Consider the following 17,113-nt stretch of genomic DNA (forward strand, 5'->3'; position numbering starts at 1 on the left):
TCGTCGCAATTGTAAAAACTTTGACAGTCGGGATGGACATCGCTCTATATACTCCAGCCATACAAGCTCAACACGGAGACCAGATAATGACCGCAACGCAATCTTTCATCCATTCCGAAATTCAGCAGCAGGTCTCTCCCATCGAATGGCAAACGCGGGTGAATCTGGCCGCCTGCTATCGACTGATTTCGCTGTTTCGCTGGGAAGACCTGGTCTACACGCATATTTCCGCCAAGGTGCCGGGCACCGAAGAATTCCTGATCAATCCTTATGGCTTGATGTTTGACGAAATCACTGCTTCCAGCCTGGTGAAGGTCGACCTGGCCGGCAACAAGCTGTTGAACAGCCCCTACGACATCAATCCCGCAGGTTTCATCATTCATGGCGCCATCCATGAAGTACGTCACGACGTCGGCTGTGTATTGCATACGCATACGGCCGACGGCATTGCGGTTTCCATGCAAAAGGACGGCTTGCTGCCACTGTCGCAGCAGTCGATTTTCATCCGCGCCAGCCTGGCATATCATCCGTTTGAGGGCGTCGCCTTGAACCCTGAGGAGCGGATCCGCCTGCAGCAGGATCTGGGTGACAAATCTTACCTGATTTTGCCCAATCATGGCTTGCTGACCTGCGGCGAAACCGTTGCCGATACCTTCCTGATGATGTACATGCTGCAGCGCTCGTGTGAAGTGCAGATCAAGGCGCAGAGCAGCGGTGCCGAGCTCATCCATATCCCGCAGGAAGTCGAAGACAAGACGGTGGCGATGACGGTTGCCATGAACAGCGCCATGCGCGGCAATCGCAAGCATCTCGACGGCTCGGTGCCATGGCCGGCATTGCTGCGCCGCCTCGATCGTTTCAGCCCCGGATACCGTGACTGAAACGGCTGGCAGGCGATTCTTTAAATGATTGAAAGACAGCTTTAATCGGAGCGCGATAAATGGAAACAGTAACCACCTTCACCAATCTGGGCAACGCAATTGCCGAGGACTGGGCAACTATCACGCGCGAATCCGCGCCATTTATCGCCGCTTTGCCCGACCGTATCCTGGCCCATCTTAATCTATTGGCCGGGGATTTCGGCGGGCTTCCGGTGGACCGGTTGACCCATTGCCTGCAAACCGCCACACGGGCGCACCGCGATGGTCGTGACGAGGAATATGTGGTCTGTGCGTTACTGCACGATATCGGCGACGTGCTCGGTTCCTACAATCACGCCGATCTCGCGGCGACGATCCTGCAGCCTTTCGTCAGCGAGGCAAATCACTGGATGATCGAAAAGCACGCAATATTTCAGGGCTATTATTTTTTCCACTACCTGGGACTCGATCGCCATATGCGCGACCAGTACAAGGACCATCCGCAATACCGGCAGACCGTTGAATTCTGCGCGCTCTACGATGCGCCAGCCTTCGATCCGAAGGCGGAAACCTTGCCGCTCGAATTTTTCGAGCCGATGCTGCGCCGCGTCTTCGCCAAACCAAAGCGCTCCATCTACCAGCGCGCCAGCGGCAAAATGGCTTACTGATCGCGCCAGTGAAGTGAGGGCGCATACTGATGCTCCTCACTTTGCGGAATGCCTACATGGTCGATGCGACATGCAGGCGGGTCAGCCGTAATGTCTGGATGCGCCAGCAGCCGTCGCTTTTCCTGTAGGTTTCATGATAATGCCCCTGGCCGTGCAATGTGCCAGTCGCGCTGTACAGCCAGTCCTCCATCGCCCAAATGCCCGATGCCTCATGGTCAGAGATGATGTCGATCACTGGCATGTGGCCATAATGCGCACTAACGATCGGACCGAGCCTTTCGCGCGCATATGCCACGAATGCATCGGCGCCTTCAATCAGCGGGTCTGCCTGAGTGCTGCGGGGCTGCGAGACTTTCCGCGCGCCCAGCACATCAAACGTCGCGTCATCCATAAACAATTCGCGCAATCCGGACCAGTCCTTCAAATCCAGGCAAATGAAGTAGCGCGCCTTGAGCTGCTTGATCGCCTCGATCGTCAATAACTGCTTGATATCGTCCATCCGACAAGTCCTTTGATTGATCGGCAAGTATCGCTTACATGTTCGGATAATTCGGCCCGCCGCCGCCTTCCGGCGTGACCCACACGATATTCTGGGTCGGGTCCTTGATGTCGCAGGTCTTGCAGTGCACACAATTTTGTGCATTGATCTGCAGGCGGTCTTTCCCTTCTTCGGTCTTGACGAACTCATACACCCCGGCCGGGCAGTAGCGTGCTTCCGGCCCCGCATAGGTGGCCAGGTTCACGCCCACCGGCACCGCGTCGTTCCTGAGCGTCAGGTGGATCGGCTGCTCTTCCGCATGGTTGGTGTTGGAAATGAACACCGACGACAGGCGGTCGAAGGTCAGCTTGCCGTCCGGCCTGGGATAGGCGATGGGCGTGCATGCGGCGGCCGGTTTGAGGCATTCGTGGTCGGCGTAGTCGCGGCGCAGGGTCCACGGCGCCTTGCCGCGCAAAACCATCTGGTCGATGCCGGTCATGATGGAACCCAGCACCAGGCCCTTGGACAGCCAGGGCTTGACGTTGCGCGCCACGTGCAGTTCTTCATGCAGCCACGAGCGCTCGAACGCCACCGGGTAGGACGTCAGTTCGTCATGCTGGCGCTGCTCGCCCAGCGCGGCAAAGGCGGCCTCGGCGGCCAGCATGCCCGTCTTGATGGCGGCGTGGCTGCCCTTGATGCGGCTCATGTTGAGAAAGCCCGCGTCGCAGCCGATCAGGGCGCCGCCCGGGAAGACCAGCTTGGGCAGCGACTGCAGGCCGCCGGCGGTAATCGCCCGGGCGCCGTAGGACAGGCGCTTGCCGCCTTCGAAGAAGGTGCGGATGGCCGGATGGGTCTTGTAGCGCTGGAATTCTTCGTACGGCGACAGGTAGGGGTTCGCGTACGACAGGCCAATGACATAGCCGACCACGACCTGGTTGTTTTCCAGGTGGTACAGAAACGAGCCGCCATAGGTATCGTTCTTGAGCGGCCAGCCGGTGCTGTGGATCACCAGCCCCGGCTTATGCAGCTTGGGGTCGATTTCCCACAATTCCTTGATGCCGATGCTGTAGGACTGCGGATCCTTGCCGGCGTTCAGGTCATACCTGGACATCAGCTGCTTGCCCAGATGCCCGCGCGCACCTTCGGCAAACAGCGTGTACTTGGCATGCAATTCCATGCCCAGCTGGAAGGCCTCGGTGGGATTGCCTTCGCGGTCCACGCCCATGTTGCCTGTCGCAACCCCCAAGACCTGCCCATCGTCGTTGTAGAGAATTTCGGCGGCAGGAAAGCCGGGGAAGATTTCCACGCCCAGGCTTTCGGCCTGCTGGCCCAGCCAGCGCACCACGTTGCCCAGAGAAACGACATAGTTGCCGTGGTTTTCAAAGCAGGCCGGCACCATGAAGCCGGGCGTCCGGTAAGCCCTGGTTTCGGTCAGGAAGAGGATGCGGTCTTCCGTGACTTCGGTATGCAGCGGCGCGCCCAGCGCTTTCCAGTCCGGCAGCAGCTCGGTGAGCGCGCGCGGATCCATGATCGCCCCCGACAGGATGTGGGCGCCCAGTTCGCCGCCTTTTTCGAGGACGCAGACGGCGATGTCATTGCCTTTTTCTGCCGCCAGCTGTTTGAGTTTGATGGCCGCAGACAGGCCGGCCGGGCCGCCGCCGACGATGACCACGTCGTATTCCATTGCTTCGCGCGGGCCGTATTGTTCGATAAGGGTTTGAGTCATATAAGTACGATGTATATAAACCAGAGGGGGGCACGTTGCCGGAATAGATGGCCCGAGTATAGAGTATAGCCAGCTCCCGGCTTGTGCCTCAATGGCGAAAATGCTTATTACCGTTGAACGAATTTGTCAGGCGCGAGTAAGCAAGCTGGCTAGCCATGCAGCATGCGCTCGCGGTATTCGCCCGGATTGGCACCGGTCCATTTCTTGAATGCGCGGTGGAAGGCGCTGGCTTCCGAGAAGCCCAGTTCGCAGGCAATATCGGTGACGCTGTTGGCGGTGTGGCAAAGATAGTCGATTGCCATGTCGCGCCGTAGCTGGTCCTTGATGCCCTGAAACGACTGTCCCTCTTCCTGAAGGCGGCGGCGCAGCGTGGACGGCGTCATGTTCAGCAGTGCTGCGAACTCCTCGAAGTCCGGCCATTCGGTGCGGGCCGCAGCGCGCAGGCGGCGTCGGATCTGGGCCGCCAGGCCAGCACTGTTCTTGTATTTGACGATGATGTTGGCTGGCGCCTGCCGCACGAAATCGACCACGGTCTTCTGGTTTTGCACCACCGGCAAGTCCAGATAGGAGGCATCGAATGTGAGCGAGGTCATGGGCTGGTCGAAGCGCAACTGATGCGAATACATCCGTGCATATTCCGCGCTGTGTTCCGGCTCGGGATAGCAAAACCCGGCGGCGAGGATCGGAATGCGCCGGCCGATGAGCCAGCAAGCCAGGCCGTGCTGCATCATCAGCAGCGTCTCGCAGCCCAGCACCGGGCTGGTGCGCCGGCCGGGCGTGTGCGTAATGTTCAGGCTGGCATGCTGGGCACCGGTTTCGACGCTGCAGTGGAAATCGTCGAGGATCAGGTTGAAGATGCGCGTCATCCGGTGCAGCGCGCTTTTGAGCGTGGAGCTATGGACCAGGGCCTGGCACAGCATGGCAAAACTGCCGACCTTCATGCGCCGCGAATCCTGCGCGAAGAGTTCATCGTTCAGCGTGTGGGCCACGGCGAGCCACAAGGCACTGAAGTTTTGCGGGGTTACGCGTGCCTGGGGAGTTTGCAGCAGCGACGGCGAAATGCCGGCGTTGCGCAACAGTTCATCGGCATCGAAGCCTTGTTCGATGACCGGGGCCAAGGCAGACCGGACGAAAAAGATCGAGATGCTGCCTTTTTCCGTGCGCGTTTGTTGCATGACGATAGAGGAGGAGTCCTGTTTATTTATTCATCGAAAGGCTTGTCGCAATGCGCCTGCCAAGGTCGTGTGACCAATCTTCGCAGCGAAATTGCGTTTTTTTGGCATAGGTTGCGAATTTGATCGTTTTTATACTTCACTAAATTGGTACACATCTCGTCTATCCACAATTCGTACTGGGAGCAGCAACATGGAATGCAAAATTATCGGTGTCATCGGCGCGGGCATCATGGGCAGCGGCATTGTGCAAATTTGCGCGCTGGCCGGACGTGACGTGGTGATGGTCGATGTGTCGGCCGCGGCAATCGACCGCGGCATCAACTCGATCAACGCCACCCTGGCGCGCTCGGTCACCAAGGGCCGCCTTACCGAAGAACAAAAAGCGGCCACTTTGGCGCATATCAAGGGTACCACGAGCTATGCCGATCTGGCAGATTGCGATATGGTAATCGAGGCGGCCACCGAGAACGAAGGCCTCAAGTTGACCATCCTGAAGCAGATCGATGCGGTGGTGCGTCCGGATGCCATCATCGCCACCAATACCTCGTCCATTTCGATTACCAAGCTGGCATCGGCTATTCAGCATCCGGACCGTTTTATCGGCATGCATTTCTTCAATCCGGTGCCGGTGATGGCGCTGGTCGAACTGATCCGCGGCTTGCAGACCTCCGACGCCACGCATGACAGCGCCAAGGCGCTGGCAACGACGATCGGCAAGACGCCGATTTCGGTCAAGAACAGCCCGGGTTTTGCCGTCAACCGCATCCTGTGCCCGATGATCAACGAAGCGATCTTTGTGCTGCAGGAGGGGCTGGCATCGGCAGAGGATATCGACGAGGGCATGAAGCTGGGCTGCAATCAGCCGATCGGCCCCCTGGCGCTGGCAGACATGATCGGCCTCGACACCATGCTGTCGGTCATGGAGACTTTCTATGCCGGCTTCAACGATCCCAAGTATCGCCCTGCGCCGCTGTTGCGCGAAATGGTGGATAGCGGCCGGCTGGGCCGCAAGACCGGGCAGGGTTTCTACAATTACTCCTGATTCAGCGCCCGGCGTTGCCTTTCGGCTGCGAAATTCCAAACAATATTGAGCAAGGAACCGACTATGAACATTGGCATACCGCTGGAGACGCGTTCGGGCGAGACCCGGGTGGCGGCAACTCCCGAGACCGTCAAGAAGCTGGCGGCAAAGCATGAACTCATCGTGCAAGCTGGCGCCGGTCTCGCGGCCAGCATCCCCGATGCCGCCTATGCTGCCGCCGGCGCCACCATCGGCACGGCAGGAGAGGCCTTCGCCTGTGACATGGTCCTCAAGGTGCGCGCCCCTTCCCTTGAAGAGCGCGCCCTGATGGCCCCGGGTACGGTCGTCATCGGCATGCTCAACCCCTTCGACGCCGACAATACCGCCGCCATGGCCGCGGCCGGCCTGACTGCCTTCGCCCTGGAAGCCGCGCCCCGCATCACCCGCGCCCAGTCGCTCGACGTGTTGTCCTCGCAAGCCAATATCGCCGGCTACAAGGCGGTCATGCTGGCTGCCAACACCTACCAGCGCTTCATGCCGATGCTGATGACCGCCGCCGGCACCGTCAAGGCGGCGCGCGTGCTGATCATGGGCGTGGGCGTGGCCGGCCTGCAAGCGATTGCCACCGCCAAGCGCCTGGGGGCGGTGATCGAAGCTTCCGACGTGCGCCCGCCCGTCAAGGAACAGGTCGAGTCGCTCGGCGCCAGGTTCATCGATGTGCCTTACCTCACCGAGGAAGAGCGCGAAATCGCCAAGGGCGTGGGCGGCTATGCCCGGCCCATGCCCCCCGCCTGGCTGGCGCGCCAGGCCGAGCTGGTGCATGCGCGCGCAGCCCAGGCCGACATCATCATCACCACGGCGCTCATTCCCGGCCGCCGCGCACCCATCCTGATCAGCGAAGACACGGTCAAGGCCATGAAGCCGGGGTCGGTCATCGTCGACATGGCCGTCGAGCAGGGCGGCAATTGCCCGCTGTCCGAACTGGGCAAGACGGTGACCAGGCATGGCGTGCACATCATTGGCGAGCCCAACCTGGCTTGCCTGGTGGCGGCCGATGCCTCGGCGCTGTATGCCCGCAATGTGCTGGATTTCCTGAAACTGATCATCGACCCGGAAGGGCTGCTGGCCATTCCCCAGGACGATGAAATCATTGCCGCTACGCTCCTGTGCAGCGGCGGTCAATCCTTACGCAAGGCAGCCTGAACGGAGAGTCCATCATGGAAGTCAGTCACACCCTCATCAACCTCATCATCTTCGTGCTGGCCATCTACGTCGGCTACCACGTGGTCTGGACCGTCACGCCGGCGCTGCATACGCCGCTCATGGCCGTCACCAATGCCATTTCCGCCATCATCATCGTCGGCGCCATGCTGGCGGCGGGTCTGACCGAAGGCCTGGTCGGCCAGGCCATGGGGACGGTGGCCGTGGCCCTGGCGGCCGTCAATGTCTTCGGCGGTTTCCTGGTGACCCAGCGCATGCTGGAAATGTTCCGCAAGAAAGAACCCAGGGCGGCCGCCAAAGCGGCTGGTGCGGCGGACCCGGCCGGCGCCCCTGCGCTGGCCAAGGAAGGGAGCCCAGCATGAACATGGCCTTTGTCAGCATGAACCTGGTGACGCTGTTCTATCTCGTCGCGTCGGTGTGTTTCATCCAGGCCTTGAAAGGCTTGTCGCATCCCGCTTCGGCGCGGCGCGGCAATGCCTTTGGCATGAGCGGCATGGCGATCGCCACCCTGACCACGCTGGCCCTGATCGTCAAGCTGCAGGGCGAAGCCAGCAACGGCAGCCTGGGCTTCGGTCTGGTGCTGGTGGGTGTGATCGTCGGCGGCGGTATCGGCGCCACATTGGCCCGCCGGGTCGAGATGACCAAGATGCCGGAACTGGTCGCCGCCATGCATTCGCTCATTGGTCTTGCCGCGGTGTGCATTGCGGTCGCCGTGGTGGCCGAACCGTGGGTGTTCAACATCACCACGCGCGATGCGCCCATTCCCTTCGGTAACCGCCTGGAACTGTTCATCGGCACCTTCGTCGGCGCGGTGACTTTCTCGGGGTCGGTGATTGCCTTCGGCAAGCTGTCGGGGAAATACAAGTTCCGCCTGTTCCAGGGCGCGCCGGTCAGTTTCAGGGGCCAGCATGTCCTCAACCTGATCCTGGCGCTGGCGATGGTGATCCTGGGCCTGACGTTCTGCTTCGCCCCAGGCCTGGAGCCGGCCTGGACGCCCTTCCTGATGATGGCGGCGATTGCCTTCGTGCTGGGCGTGCTGATCATCATCCCCATTGGTGGCGCCGACATGCCGGTGGTGGTGTCGATGCTGAACAGCTATTCGGGCTGGGCGGCGGCGGGCATCGGCTTTTCGTTGAACAATGCCATGCTGATCATTGCCGGCTCGCTGGTGGGTTCCTCCGGTGCGATCCTGTCGTACATCATGTGCAAGGCGATGAACCGCTCATTCTTCAACGTACTTCTGGGCGGATTTGGCGGCGATGCGGCAGCCGCCAGCACGGGTGGCGCGCAGGCGCAGCGCCCGGTCAAGTCCGGCTCGGCCGACGATGCAGCTTTCCTGATGGGCAATGCCGAGACGGTCATCATCGTTCCGGGCTATGGCCTGGCGGTGGCGCGGGCCCAGCATGCCCTGAAGGAATTGACGGAAAAGCTATCCCACAAGGGCGTCACGGTGAAATATGCGATCCACCCGGTGGCCGGGCGCATGCCGGGACACATGAATGTGCTGCTGGCCGAAGCCGAAGTGCCGTATGACCAGGTCTTCGAGATGGAAGACATCAATAGCGAATTCGGCCAGGCCGACGTGGTGCTGGTGCTGGGCGCCAACGACGTGGTCAACCCGGCGGCGAAAGACCCGAAGTCGCCGATTGCCGGCATGCCGATCCTGGAAGCGTTCAAGGCCAAGACCGTGATCGTCAACAAGCGCTCGATGGCGGCGGGCTATGCCGGTCTGGACAATGAACTGTTTTACATGGACAAGACCATGATGGTGTTTGGCGATGCCAAGAAAGTCATCGAAGACATGGTCAAGGCCGTCGAGTAGTCCGGAACCAATGGTGAGGTAGGCAACAGACGTCTCTCATCCCTTCTCCTCGGGATGCTTTGCGGGCCACCTGGGTGGTCCGCCCTTTTTTTATATGCAGTCGTGCGGCGAAAGTTTCCTGTTGTCGGAGTGCCCGTCAGGATGAGTGTGGCTGATGACACACCGGGCACTCTGGATTGCGCGGGATGCCGATGCTGGTCCATTCCATGCTGCGCGCATCCAGCATCAGCAAGCGTCCCGCCAGCGCCTTCCCGATACCGGCCACCAGCTTCAGCGCTTCGGCCGCCTGCATGGCGCCGATGATGCCCACCAGCGGTGCGAAAACGCCCATGGTGGAACACTGTATTTCTTCATATTCCTGCTGCGGCGGAAACAGACAGGCGTAGCAGGGCGTGTCTTCACCGCGCGGATCGAACACGCTGACCTGGCCATCGAAGCGGATCGCCGCCCCCGATACCAGTGGCACCTTGTGCGCAACGCAGGCGGCGTTGATTGCATGGCGGGTGATGAAGTTGTCGCTGCAATCGAGTACCACGGTGGCGCTGCACACCAGCGCATCCAGGCGTTCGCCTTCGACGCGTTCGGCCAGCGCGGCAATGCGTACTTCGGGATTGATCTGTTGCAGCGTCCGCTTGCCGGACAGGACCTTGGGCTGGCCGACGCGGTCGGTGGTATGCAGGATCTGCCGCTGCAGGTTGGTCAGGTCGACTTCATCGTTGTCCACCAGCGTGATGGCGCCGATGCCGGCCGAGGCCAGATAGAGTGCGGCGGGTGAGCCGAGGCCGCCGGCGCCGATCACCAGTGCATGGGCGGCGAGGATCTTTTCCTGGCCTTCGATACCGATTTCGTCGAGCAGGATGTGGCGCGAATAGCGTAGCAGTTGATGGTCGTTCATTTGGCGAAATGTCGCATATGCGCAAGGAGTAAAAAAGGCCGCATCGCTGCGGCCTTCTTCATAAGGGATCAACGACGCTTATTTCTTCTCGCCGTTCTTTTCATCCTTGGGGTCGTTAATGGTGTTCTCTTTTTTGCTTTCGATCTTGGCCTTGGACAACTGCACCGGCAAGCCCTTCAGGTGGTTGATTGCCTGCGCCAGCTGGAAGTCTTCCTTGCTGCCGAATTCGAGCATCTTGCGCTTCTTGGCGAGAGCCGCCAGGCGCTGCTCCTCTTCCAGCTCGTCGATGACGTTCTTGCCGCTGGCGGCGGTTTCCTTGTCCTTGTCGTTACGCAAGTGCTTTTGCAGGTCCGACTCGTGCAGGCGCAAGCCGTTCAGGACATCGCCGTCGGCGTATTCATCCACCAGCAGGTCCGGCACGATACCCTTGGCCTGGATTGCGCGGCCGTTCGGCGTGTAATAGCGCGCGGTGGTCAGCTTGACCGCGGTGTCGGCAGTCAGCTGGCGAATGGTTTGCACCGAGCCCTTGCCGAAGGATTGCGTGCCCATGATGGTGGCGCGCTTGTAATCCTGCAGGGCGCCGGCGACGATTTCCGAAGCCGAGGCCGAACCGGCGTTGACCAGTACCACCATCGGCACTTTCTTGATGGCTTCCGGCAGCTTGGACAACGGGTCGTTCAGGGTGCGCGAAGCATAGAATTCGCGCCGCGCATAAAAGGTCGCCTTGGAATCCGGCAACTGACCATTGGTCGACACTACCGCCACATCCTTGGGCAGGAAAGCGGCCGACACGCCGATGGCGCCCGGCAACAAGCCGCCCGGATCGTTGCGCAGGTCGAGCACCAGGCCCTTCAATTTCGGGTCTTCGGCGTAAATGGCGTTGATCTTGCGCGCCAGGTCATCCACGGTCGGTTCCTGGAACTGCGACACGCGCAGCCAGGCATAGCCGGGTTCGACCACCTTGGACTTGACGCTCTGCACGCGGATTTCCTGGCGCGTGATGGTGATGATCAGCGGCTTGTCCTCGTCCTTGCGGGCGACGGTCAGGGTGATCTTGGTGTTGGGCTCGCCGCGCATGCGCTTGACCGCCTCGTCCAGGGTCATGCCCTTGACCGGCGTGGTATCCAGGCGGGTAATCAGATCGCCGGCTTTCAGGCCAGCCTTGTAGGCGGGCGAATCCTCGATCGGCGAGATCACCTTGACGTAGCCGTCTTCCATGCCGACTTCGATGCCGAGGCCAACGAACTTGCCTTGCGTGCCTTCGCGCAACTCTTTGAAGGCTTTCTGGTCGAGGTAAGCCGAGTGCGGGTCGAGCGAAGCCACCATGCCGGAAATGGCCTCGGTCAGCAGCTTCTTGTCCTCGACCGGCTCGACGTAATCGGACTTGATCAGGCCAAAGACGTCGGCGAGCTGGCGCAATTCCTCCAGCGGCAGGGGAGACGCGGCACTTTTCTGCGCCATGGCCTCGAATTGAACCGAGCCGGCGACGCCAGCCAGGAGGCCAAGGCCGATGAGGCCGAAATTCTTCAGTTTACTGCCCATATTTCACCTAAGAGAAATCCACTCGAGGGGATCAAAAGCGCGGCCCTGATGCCGCAATTCAAAGTATAAACCCGATTGCTCATGGCCGCCGCTGTTGCCTGCGCTGGCGATGATCTCGCCCATGCCGACGGCATCACCGCTACGTTTCAATACTGCCTGATTGTAGCCGTATATGCTGAGATACTGGTTGCCGTGGTCGATAATGATCAAATTGCCAAAGCCGCGCAGCCAGTCTGCGAACACCACGCGGCCCGCCGCCACTGCCTTGATCTGGCTGCCTTCGGCGGCGCCGATGAACAGGCCTTTCCAGAGGGGGCCATCGTTGCGCCTGCTGCCATACTTGGCCAACAATTCGCCGCGTACCGGCAGGCGCAATTGGCCGCGCAGCGCGGCAAACGCTCGCTCGCTGCCATTGAGTTGGACCAACGTTTGCGGCGTGAGTTCATTGCGGCCGTACGATTTTGCCGGCGGTTCGTCATCGTCAATGGCGTCCAAAGGTGGTTTTTTAGCCTGCGGCTTGCCCTGGCTGGCGGCGTTTTTCGCCTGTTGGGCGGCGCGGCGGGCTTCGCGCTGGGCCAGGCGCTTGCGTTCGGCTTCTCGCTCTGCTTCTATTTCGCGCCGCTTGCGCGCTTCGGCTTCCGCTTTTTGTTGTTCTTCTATCAATTGCGACAAGCGGTTGACCAGACTACCCAGGCGCTGTTCATTGCGCTGGATGCCGTCGGCCTGCTTGCGCTGGGCGGTCAGCTTGTTCGACAGTTGCGCCAGCATCGTCACGCGTTTGGCTTTTTCCTTCTCCAGTAGCGCTTTCTGGTCACGCGCTTCCTGGGCGATTTCCTCCAGCTCGTCCTGGGCATTCTGTGCCTGTGCCTGGTTGGCTTCGATTTCCCTCAGGTTGACGCGCAGCGTTTCCAGCAATCGGGTCTGGGCTTGCGGGACATAGCCAAGGTAGCGCAGTTCGCGGTTGATGCGGTTGGGGTTGTCGCCCGATAGCAGCAGCTTCCAGTGGTCTTCGTTGCCGGACACGTACTGTTGTCGGATCAGTTCGGCCAGTTGCCCTTGCTGGGCCTGTACGGTCTTGCGCAGGCGCGCCTGCTGTTGTGTCAGGTCGGCCAGCTTTTGCCGGGTTTGTTGCTGTTCGGCGCCAAGTTCATGCAAGGCCCGGTTGGCTTCGGAAATGGCTTGTTCGGACTGCGCCAGGCCGTCGGCGGCGTGTTCCCTGGCACCTTCGGTTTGCTGGATATCGCGCTTCAGGTCCCCGAGTTTTTTTTGCAGACCGGCGCGCTCGCTCTCGGCTACCTGCTTTTGCTTGGTGCGTTCGGTGATCCTGGGGCCCTGTGCCGGCGCTGCGGCGGCATACAACGCCAGGCCAAACGCCAGCCCCAAGGCCGCGGCCGGGCGCCAGCGCGCAAGTCGTCCTGCCGCCGGTTTGCGGCGGGACGACTTGCAATGCGAGAGTAAGTAAAAAAACAATTGTTTTACTTGGCCTTGCCCTGGCTGGCGACCGCCTGCTGTGCGGCCTCGATGGCGGCGGCGTCGCCCAGATAGTAATGGCGGATCGGCTGCAGGTCGGCATCCAGTTCGTATACCAGCGGCTGGCCGTTGGGAATGTTCAGCTTGACGATGTCGTCATCACTCATCTTGTCGAGGTACTTGATCAGGGCGCGCAGGCTGTTGCCGTGGGCGGAGATGACGATGCTCTTGCCGGAACGGATCGCCGGTGCGATTTCGTCATTCCAGTAGGGGATCACGCGCGCCACGGTGTCTTTCAGACACTCGGTCAGCGGGATTTCCTCGCGCTTGAGGTCGACATAGCGCGGGTCATTGTAAGAGGTGCGCGTGTCGGTCGACTCCAGCGGAAGGGGCGGCACATCGTAGCTGCGGCGCCATACCAATACCTGTTCGTCGCCAAACTTGGCGGCGGTTTCCGCCTTGTTCAGGCCTTGCAGGGCGCCGTAGTGGCGCTCGTTCAGGCGCCAGCTGTGCTTGATCGGGATCCACATGCGGTCCATTTCGTCCAGCGCCAGCCATAGGGTGCGGATGGCGCGTTTGAGTACCGAGGTATAGGCCAGGTCGAAGCTGAAGCCGGCGTCGCGCAGGAGCTTGCCGGCCTGGCGCGCTTCGGCGCTGCCTTTTTCGGTCAGGTCGACGTCGGTCCAGCCGGTGAAACGGTTGTCGAGGTTCCAGGTGGATTCACCGTGGCGCATGAAGACGATTTTGTACATGGTTGTGATCGGAATGAAAGTAAAAACGGGCGGATAACGGGCAGATAACTCAAGCCGGCCACGGAAAACGGTTTTCCAGTGGCTTTCCTGCTTCTATTTTATAATGGCGGGATTACTTAAAACCATTCAGGCCTTCGATTCCCGTGAAATTCATCATTGATAATATCTGGCTGTTCGCCGTGCTGCTGGTTTCCGGCGGTGCGCTTCTGTGGCCTTACCTGCAAACCCGCGGCCGCAAGGCGACCTTGCTGCAAGCGACTCAAATGATTAATCAGGGCAAGACGGTGGTGCTCGACGTGCGCAGCGCCGAAGATTTTGCCGCCGGCCATATTCGCAACGCCCTGAATATCCCCCAGCAGGACTTGCCGAAGCGCCTGGGCGAGCTGGAAAAATCCCGCTCGAAAAACATCATCGTGGTGTGCCAGGCTGGCGTGACTTCGGCCAAGGCCAGCGCCCAGCTCGACAAGGCCGGCTTCAAGGAAGTATATAGTTTGAGCGGTGGCCTGAGCGCCTGGCAGGCCCAGGGTCTGCCGGTCGCCAGGTAATCGATGGAGTTTGCATGAGTTCGCGCGTTGTAATGTACAGCACCGCCGTTTGCCCGTATTGCGTGATGGCTGAGCGCCTGCTGAAGGCCAAGGGCGTGGAAGATATTGAAAAAATTCGTGTTGACCTGGACCCGCAGCAGCGCGCCGAGATGATGGAGAAGACCGGCCGCCGCACGGTGCCGCAGATTTACATCGGCGCCACCCATGTCGGCGGCTTCGACGATCTCGCGGCGCTGGACCGGCAAGGCAAGCTGGATGGCTTGCTGCAGGGTGCCTGAGCGGCGCTCAATCGTCGGCAGAAGCATTTGATTTACCCTTGAGCGGGAGAGGCTTTCGCGTCTTCCATTTTCAATTTTACGAAAGTGTTCCATGTCCGAAGAACAAAACCAGCAACCTGTTTTCCAAATCCAGCGCGTGTACCTGAAAGACATGTCGCTCGAACAGCCGAATTCGCCGGCGATCTTCCTGGAGCAGGATGCCCCCACTATCGAGGTGGCGGTGGACGTCGGCGCCGAACCGCTGGCCGAAGGGATCTTCGAATCGACCGTGACGATTACCGTGACCGCCAAGGTCAAGGACAAAGTGGCTTTCCTGGTCGAAGGCAAGCAGGCCGGCATTTTCGAGGCGCGCAACATTCCGCCCGAACAGCTTGACCCGCTGCTGGGCATCGGTTGCCCCAATATTGTTTACCCCTACCTGCGCGCCAATATCGCCGACGTGATCACGCGCGCGGGCTTTCCGCCGGTGCATCTGGCGGAAATTAATTTCGAGGCGTTTTATCAGCAGCGCCTGCAGTCACTGGCGCAGCAGCAGGAAGCGCAACAGAATGCCGCTGGCCTGGTGATGCCGGACGGCTCCGCCGCCAAGCACTAAGCCGGTCGCGCTCGGGGCAGGCGTCGTGCCAACGGGCATGGCGACCTGCCCGTATTTTTTGTGGGGGAGGGGTCATGAAAATCATGCGCTGCATGACATGTGCTGCGGTACTGCTGGCAGCGTCCGCCGGCGCGCATGCGCTCACATTCAAGTCGGTCGGCGCTGCGCCCGCCATTCTGTATGACGCGCCCTCGCACAAGGGCAAAAAAGTGTTCGTCGCGCCGCGCGGCATGCCGGTCGAGATCGTGCTGACGTATGGCGAATGGACCAAGGTGCGCGACGTCAGCGGCGATTTGTTCTGGGTTGAATCGAGCCAGTTGCAGGCCAGGCGCATGCTGATGGTGCGAGTCGCCAATGCCCGAATCCGGGCGATCGCCGACGACTCCGGGGTGCCGGTATTCAGCGCCGACAAGGGTGTGTTGCTCGAGCTTGCGGAGCCGGTCAGCGGCGGCTGGCTCAAGGTGCGGCATCGCGACGGTCAGGGCGGCTTCATCAAATCCTCCGAGGTGTGGGGCGAATGAACATGGCCGCACTTTCTTTCCTGACCGTGGGGCGCTGACATGCATATCACGATACTTGGCGCCGGCGCCTGGGGCACGGCGCTCGCCATTGCGCTGGCGGCCCGGCATGACGTCGTGCTGTGGGGGCGCAACCGGCAGGCGATGTCGGAAGCGGCGCGCACGCGGGAAAACAGCGCCTATCTGCCGGGCCTGCCGTTGCCGGAAAACCTCCAGATAACCGCCGACTTTGCAGCGGCGCTGGCCCATGTGGCGGGTGCCGATGGCTTGCTGATCGGCGCGACTTCCATGGCCGGATTGCGTCCGCTGGTACAGCAATTGCGAGGACAGGCCATCCCCAATCTGGTCTGGCTGTGCAAGGGCCTGGAAGAGGGGAGCGCTCAGTTGCCGCACCAGATCGTCCGGGAAGTCCTCGGCGCGCATCTGCCGGCGGGGGTGTTGTCCGGCCCCTCATTTGCGCAGGAAGTTGCGCACGGCTTGCCGTGCGCGCTGGTGATCGGCTCCGAAGATGCCGCGCTGCGCGAACAGGTGGTGGCCGCGGTGCACGGGCCAGCCATCCGCGTGTATTCGAGCGACGACGTGGTGGGGGTGGAAGTCGGTGGCGCAGTCAAGAATATCCTGGCGATTGCCACCGGCATCATCGATGGCCTGAACCTTGGCCTGAATGCCCGCGCTGCGCTGATCACGCGTGGCCTGGCAGAAATCACCCGGCTCGGCATCGCCTTGGGCGCACGCGCCGAAACCTTCATGGGCCTGGCCGGCATGGGCGACCTGATCCTGACCTGTACCGGCGACCTGTCACGCAACCGCAAGGTGGGCCTGGGCCTGGCGCAGGGCAAGCCGCTATCTGTCATCGTCGCCGAACTGGGCCATGTCGCCGAAGGGGTGCGTTGTGCCGCCGCCGTGCGCACGCTGGCGCAGCGACTGGGCGTGGAAATGCCGATTACCGACGCCGTGGCCGGTATCCTGTTCGACGGGCAGTCGCCGCATGCGACGGTCACGCAACTATTGTCGCGAAATCCGCGCGACGAGTCCGCCGCCTGAGCGGGCGGCGCCTTACTTCCCCGCCCCCAGCAGGATCGTCACCAGCAAGGATGTGCCTTCCTGCGCATGCAGGGCATGCGGCACGCCGCCTTGCAGATACACCATGTCGCCGGCGCGCATGAGCTGGCTGTTGCCATGCGCCGTCAGTTCCACCCGGCCCTCCAGGCACTGGATGGTGATTTCGCCGGGCACCTGATGTTCCGCCACCGATTTTCCGGCTGCCAGAACCATGCGCATCAATTCCATTCCAGGGGTTTTCAGGATCGCTCGCGAAGTGGTGGACGACAGCTGCTTGCCCAGCGGGCGAATATCGATCAATTGACCAGAGCTGGCGTGGGGTAGAGACATGTCTGCAAATTCCTTGGGTTGAATGGCGCCGCAAGCACGTTGCGGGCACCCTGAAATGTGAGGTTATCCAATATGCGATGTTATCCAGTCGGTGACCAATATCCGATGATGCAAGACAAATCCCCGGCTGTCGGGCGAGGTGTCGCTGCATTCCC

At 61.0% G+C, this 17,113-nt stretch carries 19 protein-coding genes; 11 read left to right on the plus strand and 8 right to left on the minus strand.

From position 1 onward, the window contains the following. Positions 1-86 precede the first annotated feature (86 nt). Entirely contained in the window at positions 87-881 is a 795-nt protein-coding gene (locus D3878_RS18765) for a class II aldolase/adducin family protein (protein ID WP_119786878.1), read from the plus strand. 59 nt (positions 882-940) lie between these two features. Then, a complete protein-coding gene (locus tag D3878_RS18770) occupies positions 941-1,528 on the plus strand; it encodes an HD domain-containing protein (protein ID WP_119786879.1) in 588 nt (195 codons plus the stop codon). Between the two features lie 52 nt (positions 1,529-1,580). On the opposite strand, the gene D3878_RS18775 is transcribed toward D3878_RS18770, so the two are convergent. The 3 genes from D3878_RS18775 to D3878_RS18785 form a co-directional block, all read right to left on the minus strand. Continuing rightward, positions 1,581-2,027, minus strand: coding sequence for a nuclear transport factor 2 family protein (locus D3878_RS18775; RefSeq protein WP_119786880.1), 447 nt, complete (start codon positions 2,025-2,027; stop codon positions 1,581-1,583). A gap of 34 nt (positions 2,028-2,061) precedes the next feature. Next, complete coding sequence (locus D3878_RS18780) at positions 2,062-3,732, minus strand: electron transfer flavoprotein-ubiquinone oxidoreductase (RefSeq protein ID WP_199688209.1); 1,671 nt, start codon at positions 3,730-3,732, stop codon at positions 2,062-2,064. Positions 3,733-3,881: 149 nt separating this feature from the next. Then, positions 3,882-4,907, minus strand: a complete 1,026-nt coding sequence (locus D3878_RS18785; RefSeq protein WP_119786882.1) for an AraC family transcriptional regulator — start codon at positions 4,905-4,907, stop codon at positions 3,882-3,884. 190 nt (positions 4,908-5,097) lie between these two features. Between D3878_RS18785 and D3878_RS18790 the strand changes: the two genes are divergently transcribed. The 4 genes from D3878_RS18790 to D3878_RS18805 all read left to right on the plus strand — a co-directional run bounded on the left by D3878_RS18790 (position 5,098) and on the right by D3878_RS18805 (position 8,971). Further along, complete coding sequence (locus tag D3878_RS18790; protein WP_119786883.1) at positions 5,098-5,949, plus strand: 3-hydroxybutyryl-CoA dehydrogenase; 852 nt, start codon at positions 5,098-5,100, stop codon at positions 5,947-5,949. 63 nt (positions 5,950-6,012) lie between these two features. Next, positions 6,013-7,131: an NAD(P) transhydrogenase subunit alpha gene (locus D3878_RS18795; RefSeq protein WP_119786884.1), complete on the plus strand. Its 1,119-nt coding sequence runs from the start codon at positions 6,013-6,015 to the stop codon at positions 7,129-7,131. A 14-nt stretch (positions 7,132-7,145) separates the two neighbouring features. Next, positions 7,146-7,511, plus strand: coding sequence for an NAD(P) transhydrogenase subunit alpha part 2 (locus D3878_RS18800; protein WP_119786736.1), 366 nt, complete (start codon positions 7,146-7,148; stop codon positions 7,509-7,511). 2 nt (positions 7,512-7,513) lie between these two features. Next, complete coding sequence (locus D3878_RS18805) at positions 7,514-8,971, plus strand: NAD(P)(+) transhydrogenase (Re/Si-specific) subunit beta (protein WP_119787994.1); 1,458 nt, start codon at positions 7,514-7,516, stop codon at positions 8,969-8,971. A 136-nt stretch (positions 8,972-9,107) separates the two neighbouring features. On the opposite strand, the gene D3878_RS18810 is transcribed toward D3878_RS18805, so the two are convergent. From D3878_RS18810 to gpmA, 4 genes are all read right to left on the minus strand, one after another. Beyond that, the gene (locus tag D3878_RS18810; RefSeq protein ID WP_119787995.1) at positions 9,108-9,866 is read right to left on the minus strand and encodes a HesA/MoeB/ThiF family protein; all 759 of its coding nucleotides are present in this window, start codon (positions 9,864-9,866) and stop codon (positions 9,108-9,110) included. 78 nt (positions 9,867-9,944) lie between these two features. Then, complete coding sequence (locus D3878_RS18815) at positions 9,945-11,408, minus strand: S41 family peptidase (RefSeq protein WP_119786885.1); 1,464 nt, start codon at positions 11,406-11,408, stop codon at positions 9,945-9,947. Between the two features lie 3 nt (positions 11,409-11,411). After that, the gene (locus D3878_RS18820; RefSeq protein WP_119787996.1) at positions 11,412-12,791 is read right to left on the minus strand and encodes a murein hydrolase activator EnvC family protein; all 1,380 of its coding nucleotides are present in this window, start codon (positions 12,789-12,791) and stop codon (positions 11,412-11,414) included. A gap of 92 nt (positions 12,792-12,883) precedes the next feature. Continuing rightward, positions 12,884-13,630 carry a 2,3-diphosphoglycerate-dependent phosphoglycerate mutase gene (gene gpmA, locus D3878_RS18825; protein ID WP_119786886.1) on the minus strand — a complete coding sequence of 249 codons (747 nt, stop codon included), beginning with the start codon at positions 13,628-13,630 and terminating at the stop codon, positions 12,884-12,886. A 143-nt stretch (positions 13,631-13,773) separates the two neighbouring features. Between gpmA and D3878_RS18830 the strand changes: the two genes are divergently transcribed. The 5 genes from D3878_RS18830 (at position 13,774) to D3878_RS18850 (ending at position 16,610) form a co-directional block, all read left to right on the plus strand. Further along, the gene (locus tag D3878_RS18830) at positions 13,774-14,175 is read left to right on the plus strand and encodes a rhodanese-like domain-containing protein (RefSeq protein ID WP_119786887.1); all 402 of its coding nucleotides are present in this window, start codon (positions 13,774-13,776) and stop codon (positions 14,173-14,175) included. Between the two features lie 14 nt (positions 14,176-14,189). Then, complete coding sequence (gene grxC, locus D3878_RS18835; protein WP_119786888.1) at positions 14,190-14,453, plus strand: glutaredoxin 3; 264 nt, start codon at positions 14,190-14,192, stop codon at positions 14,451-14,453. A gap of 91 nt (positions 14,454-14,544) precedes the next feature. Further along, the gene (gene secB, locus D3878_RS18840) at positions 14,545-15,048 is read left to right on the plus strand and encodes a protein-export chaperone SecB (RefSeq protein WP_119786889.1); all 504 of its coding nucleotides are present in this window, start codon (positions 14,545-14,547) and stop codon (positions 15,046-15,048) included. A 74-nt stretch (positions 15,049-15,122) separates the two neighbouring features. Next, complete coding sequence (locus D3878_RS18845; protein WP_119786890.1) at positions 15,123-15,569, plus strand: SH3 domain-containing protein; 447 nt, start codon at positions 15,123-15,125, stop codon at positions 15,567-15,569. A 39-nt stretch (positions 15,570-15,608) separates the two neighbouring features. Beyond that, positions 15,609-16,610, plus strand: a complete 1,002-nt coding sequence (locus D3878_RS18850; protein ID WP_119786891.1) for an NAD(P)H-dependent glycerol-3-phosphate dehydrogenase — start codon at positions 15,609-15,611, stop codon at positions 16,608-16,610. 12 nt (positions 16,611-16,622) lie between these two features. Here the strand turns inward: D3878_RS18850 and D3878_RS18855 are convergent, their stop codons facing one another. Next, the gene (locus D3878_RS18855) at positions 16,623-16,958 is read right to left on the minus strand and encodes a cupin domain-containing protein (protein WP_119786892.1); all 336 of its coding nucleotides are present in this window, start codon (positions 16,956-16,958) and stop codon (positions 16,623-16,625) included. Between the last annotated feature and the right edge of the window lie 155 nt (positions 16,959-17,113).

Source organism: Noviherbaspirillum sedimenti, assembly GCF_003590835.1.
Taxonomy (GTDB): domain Bacteria; phylum Pseudomonadota; class Gammaproteobacteria; order Burkholderiales; family Burkholderiaceae_D; genus Paucimonas; species Paucimonas sedimenti.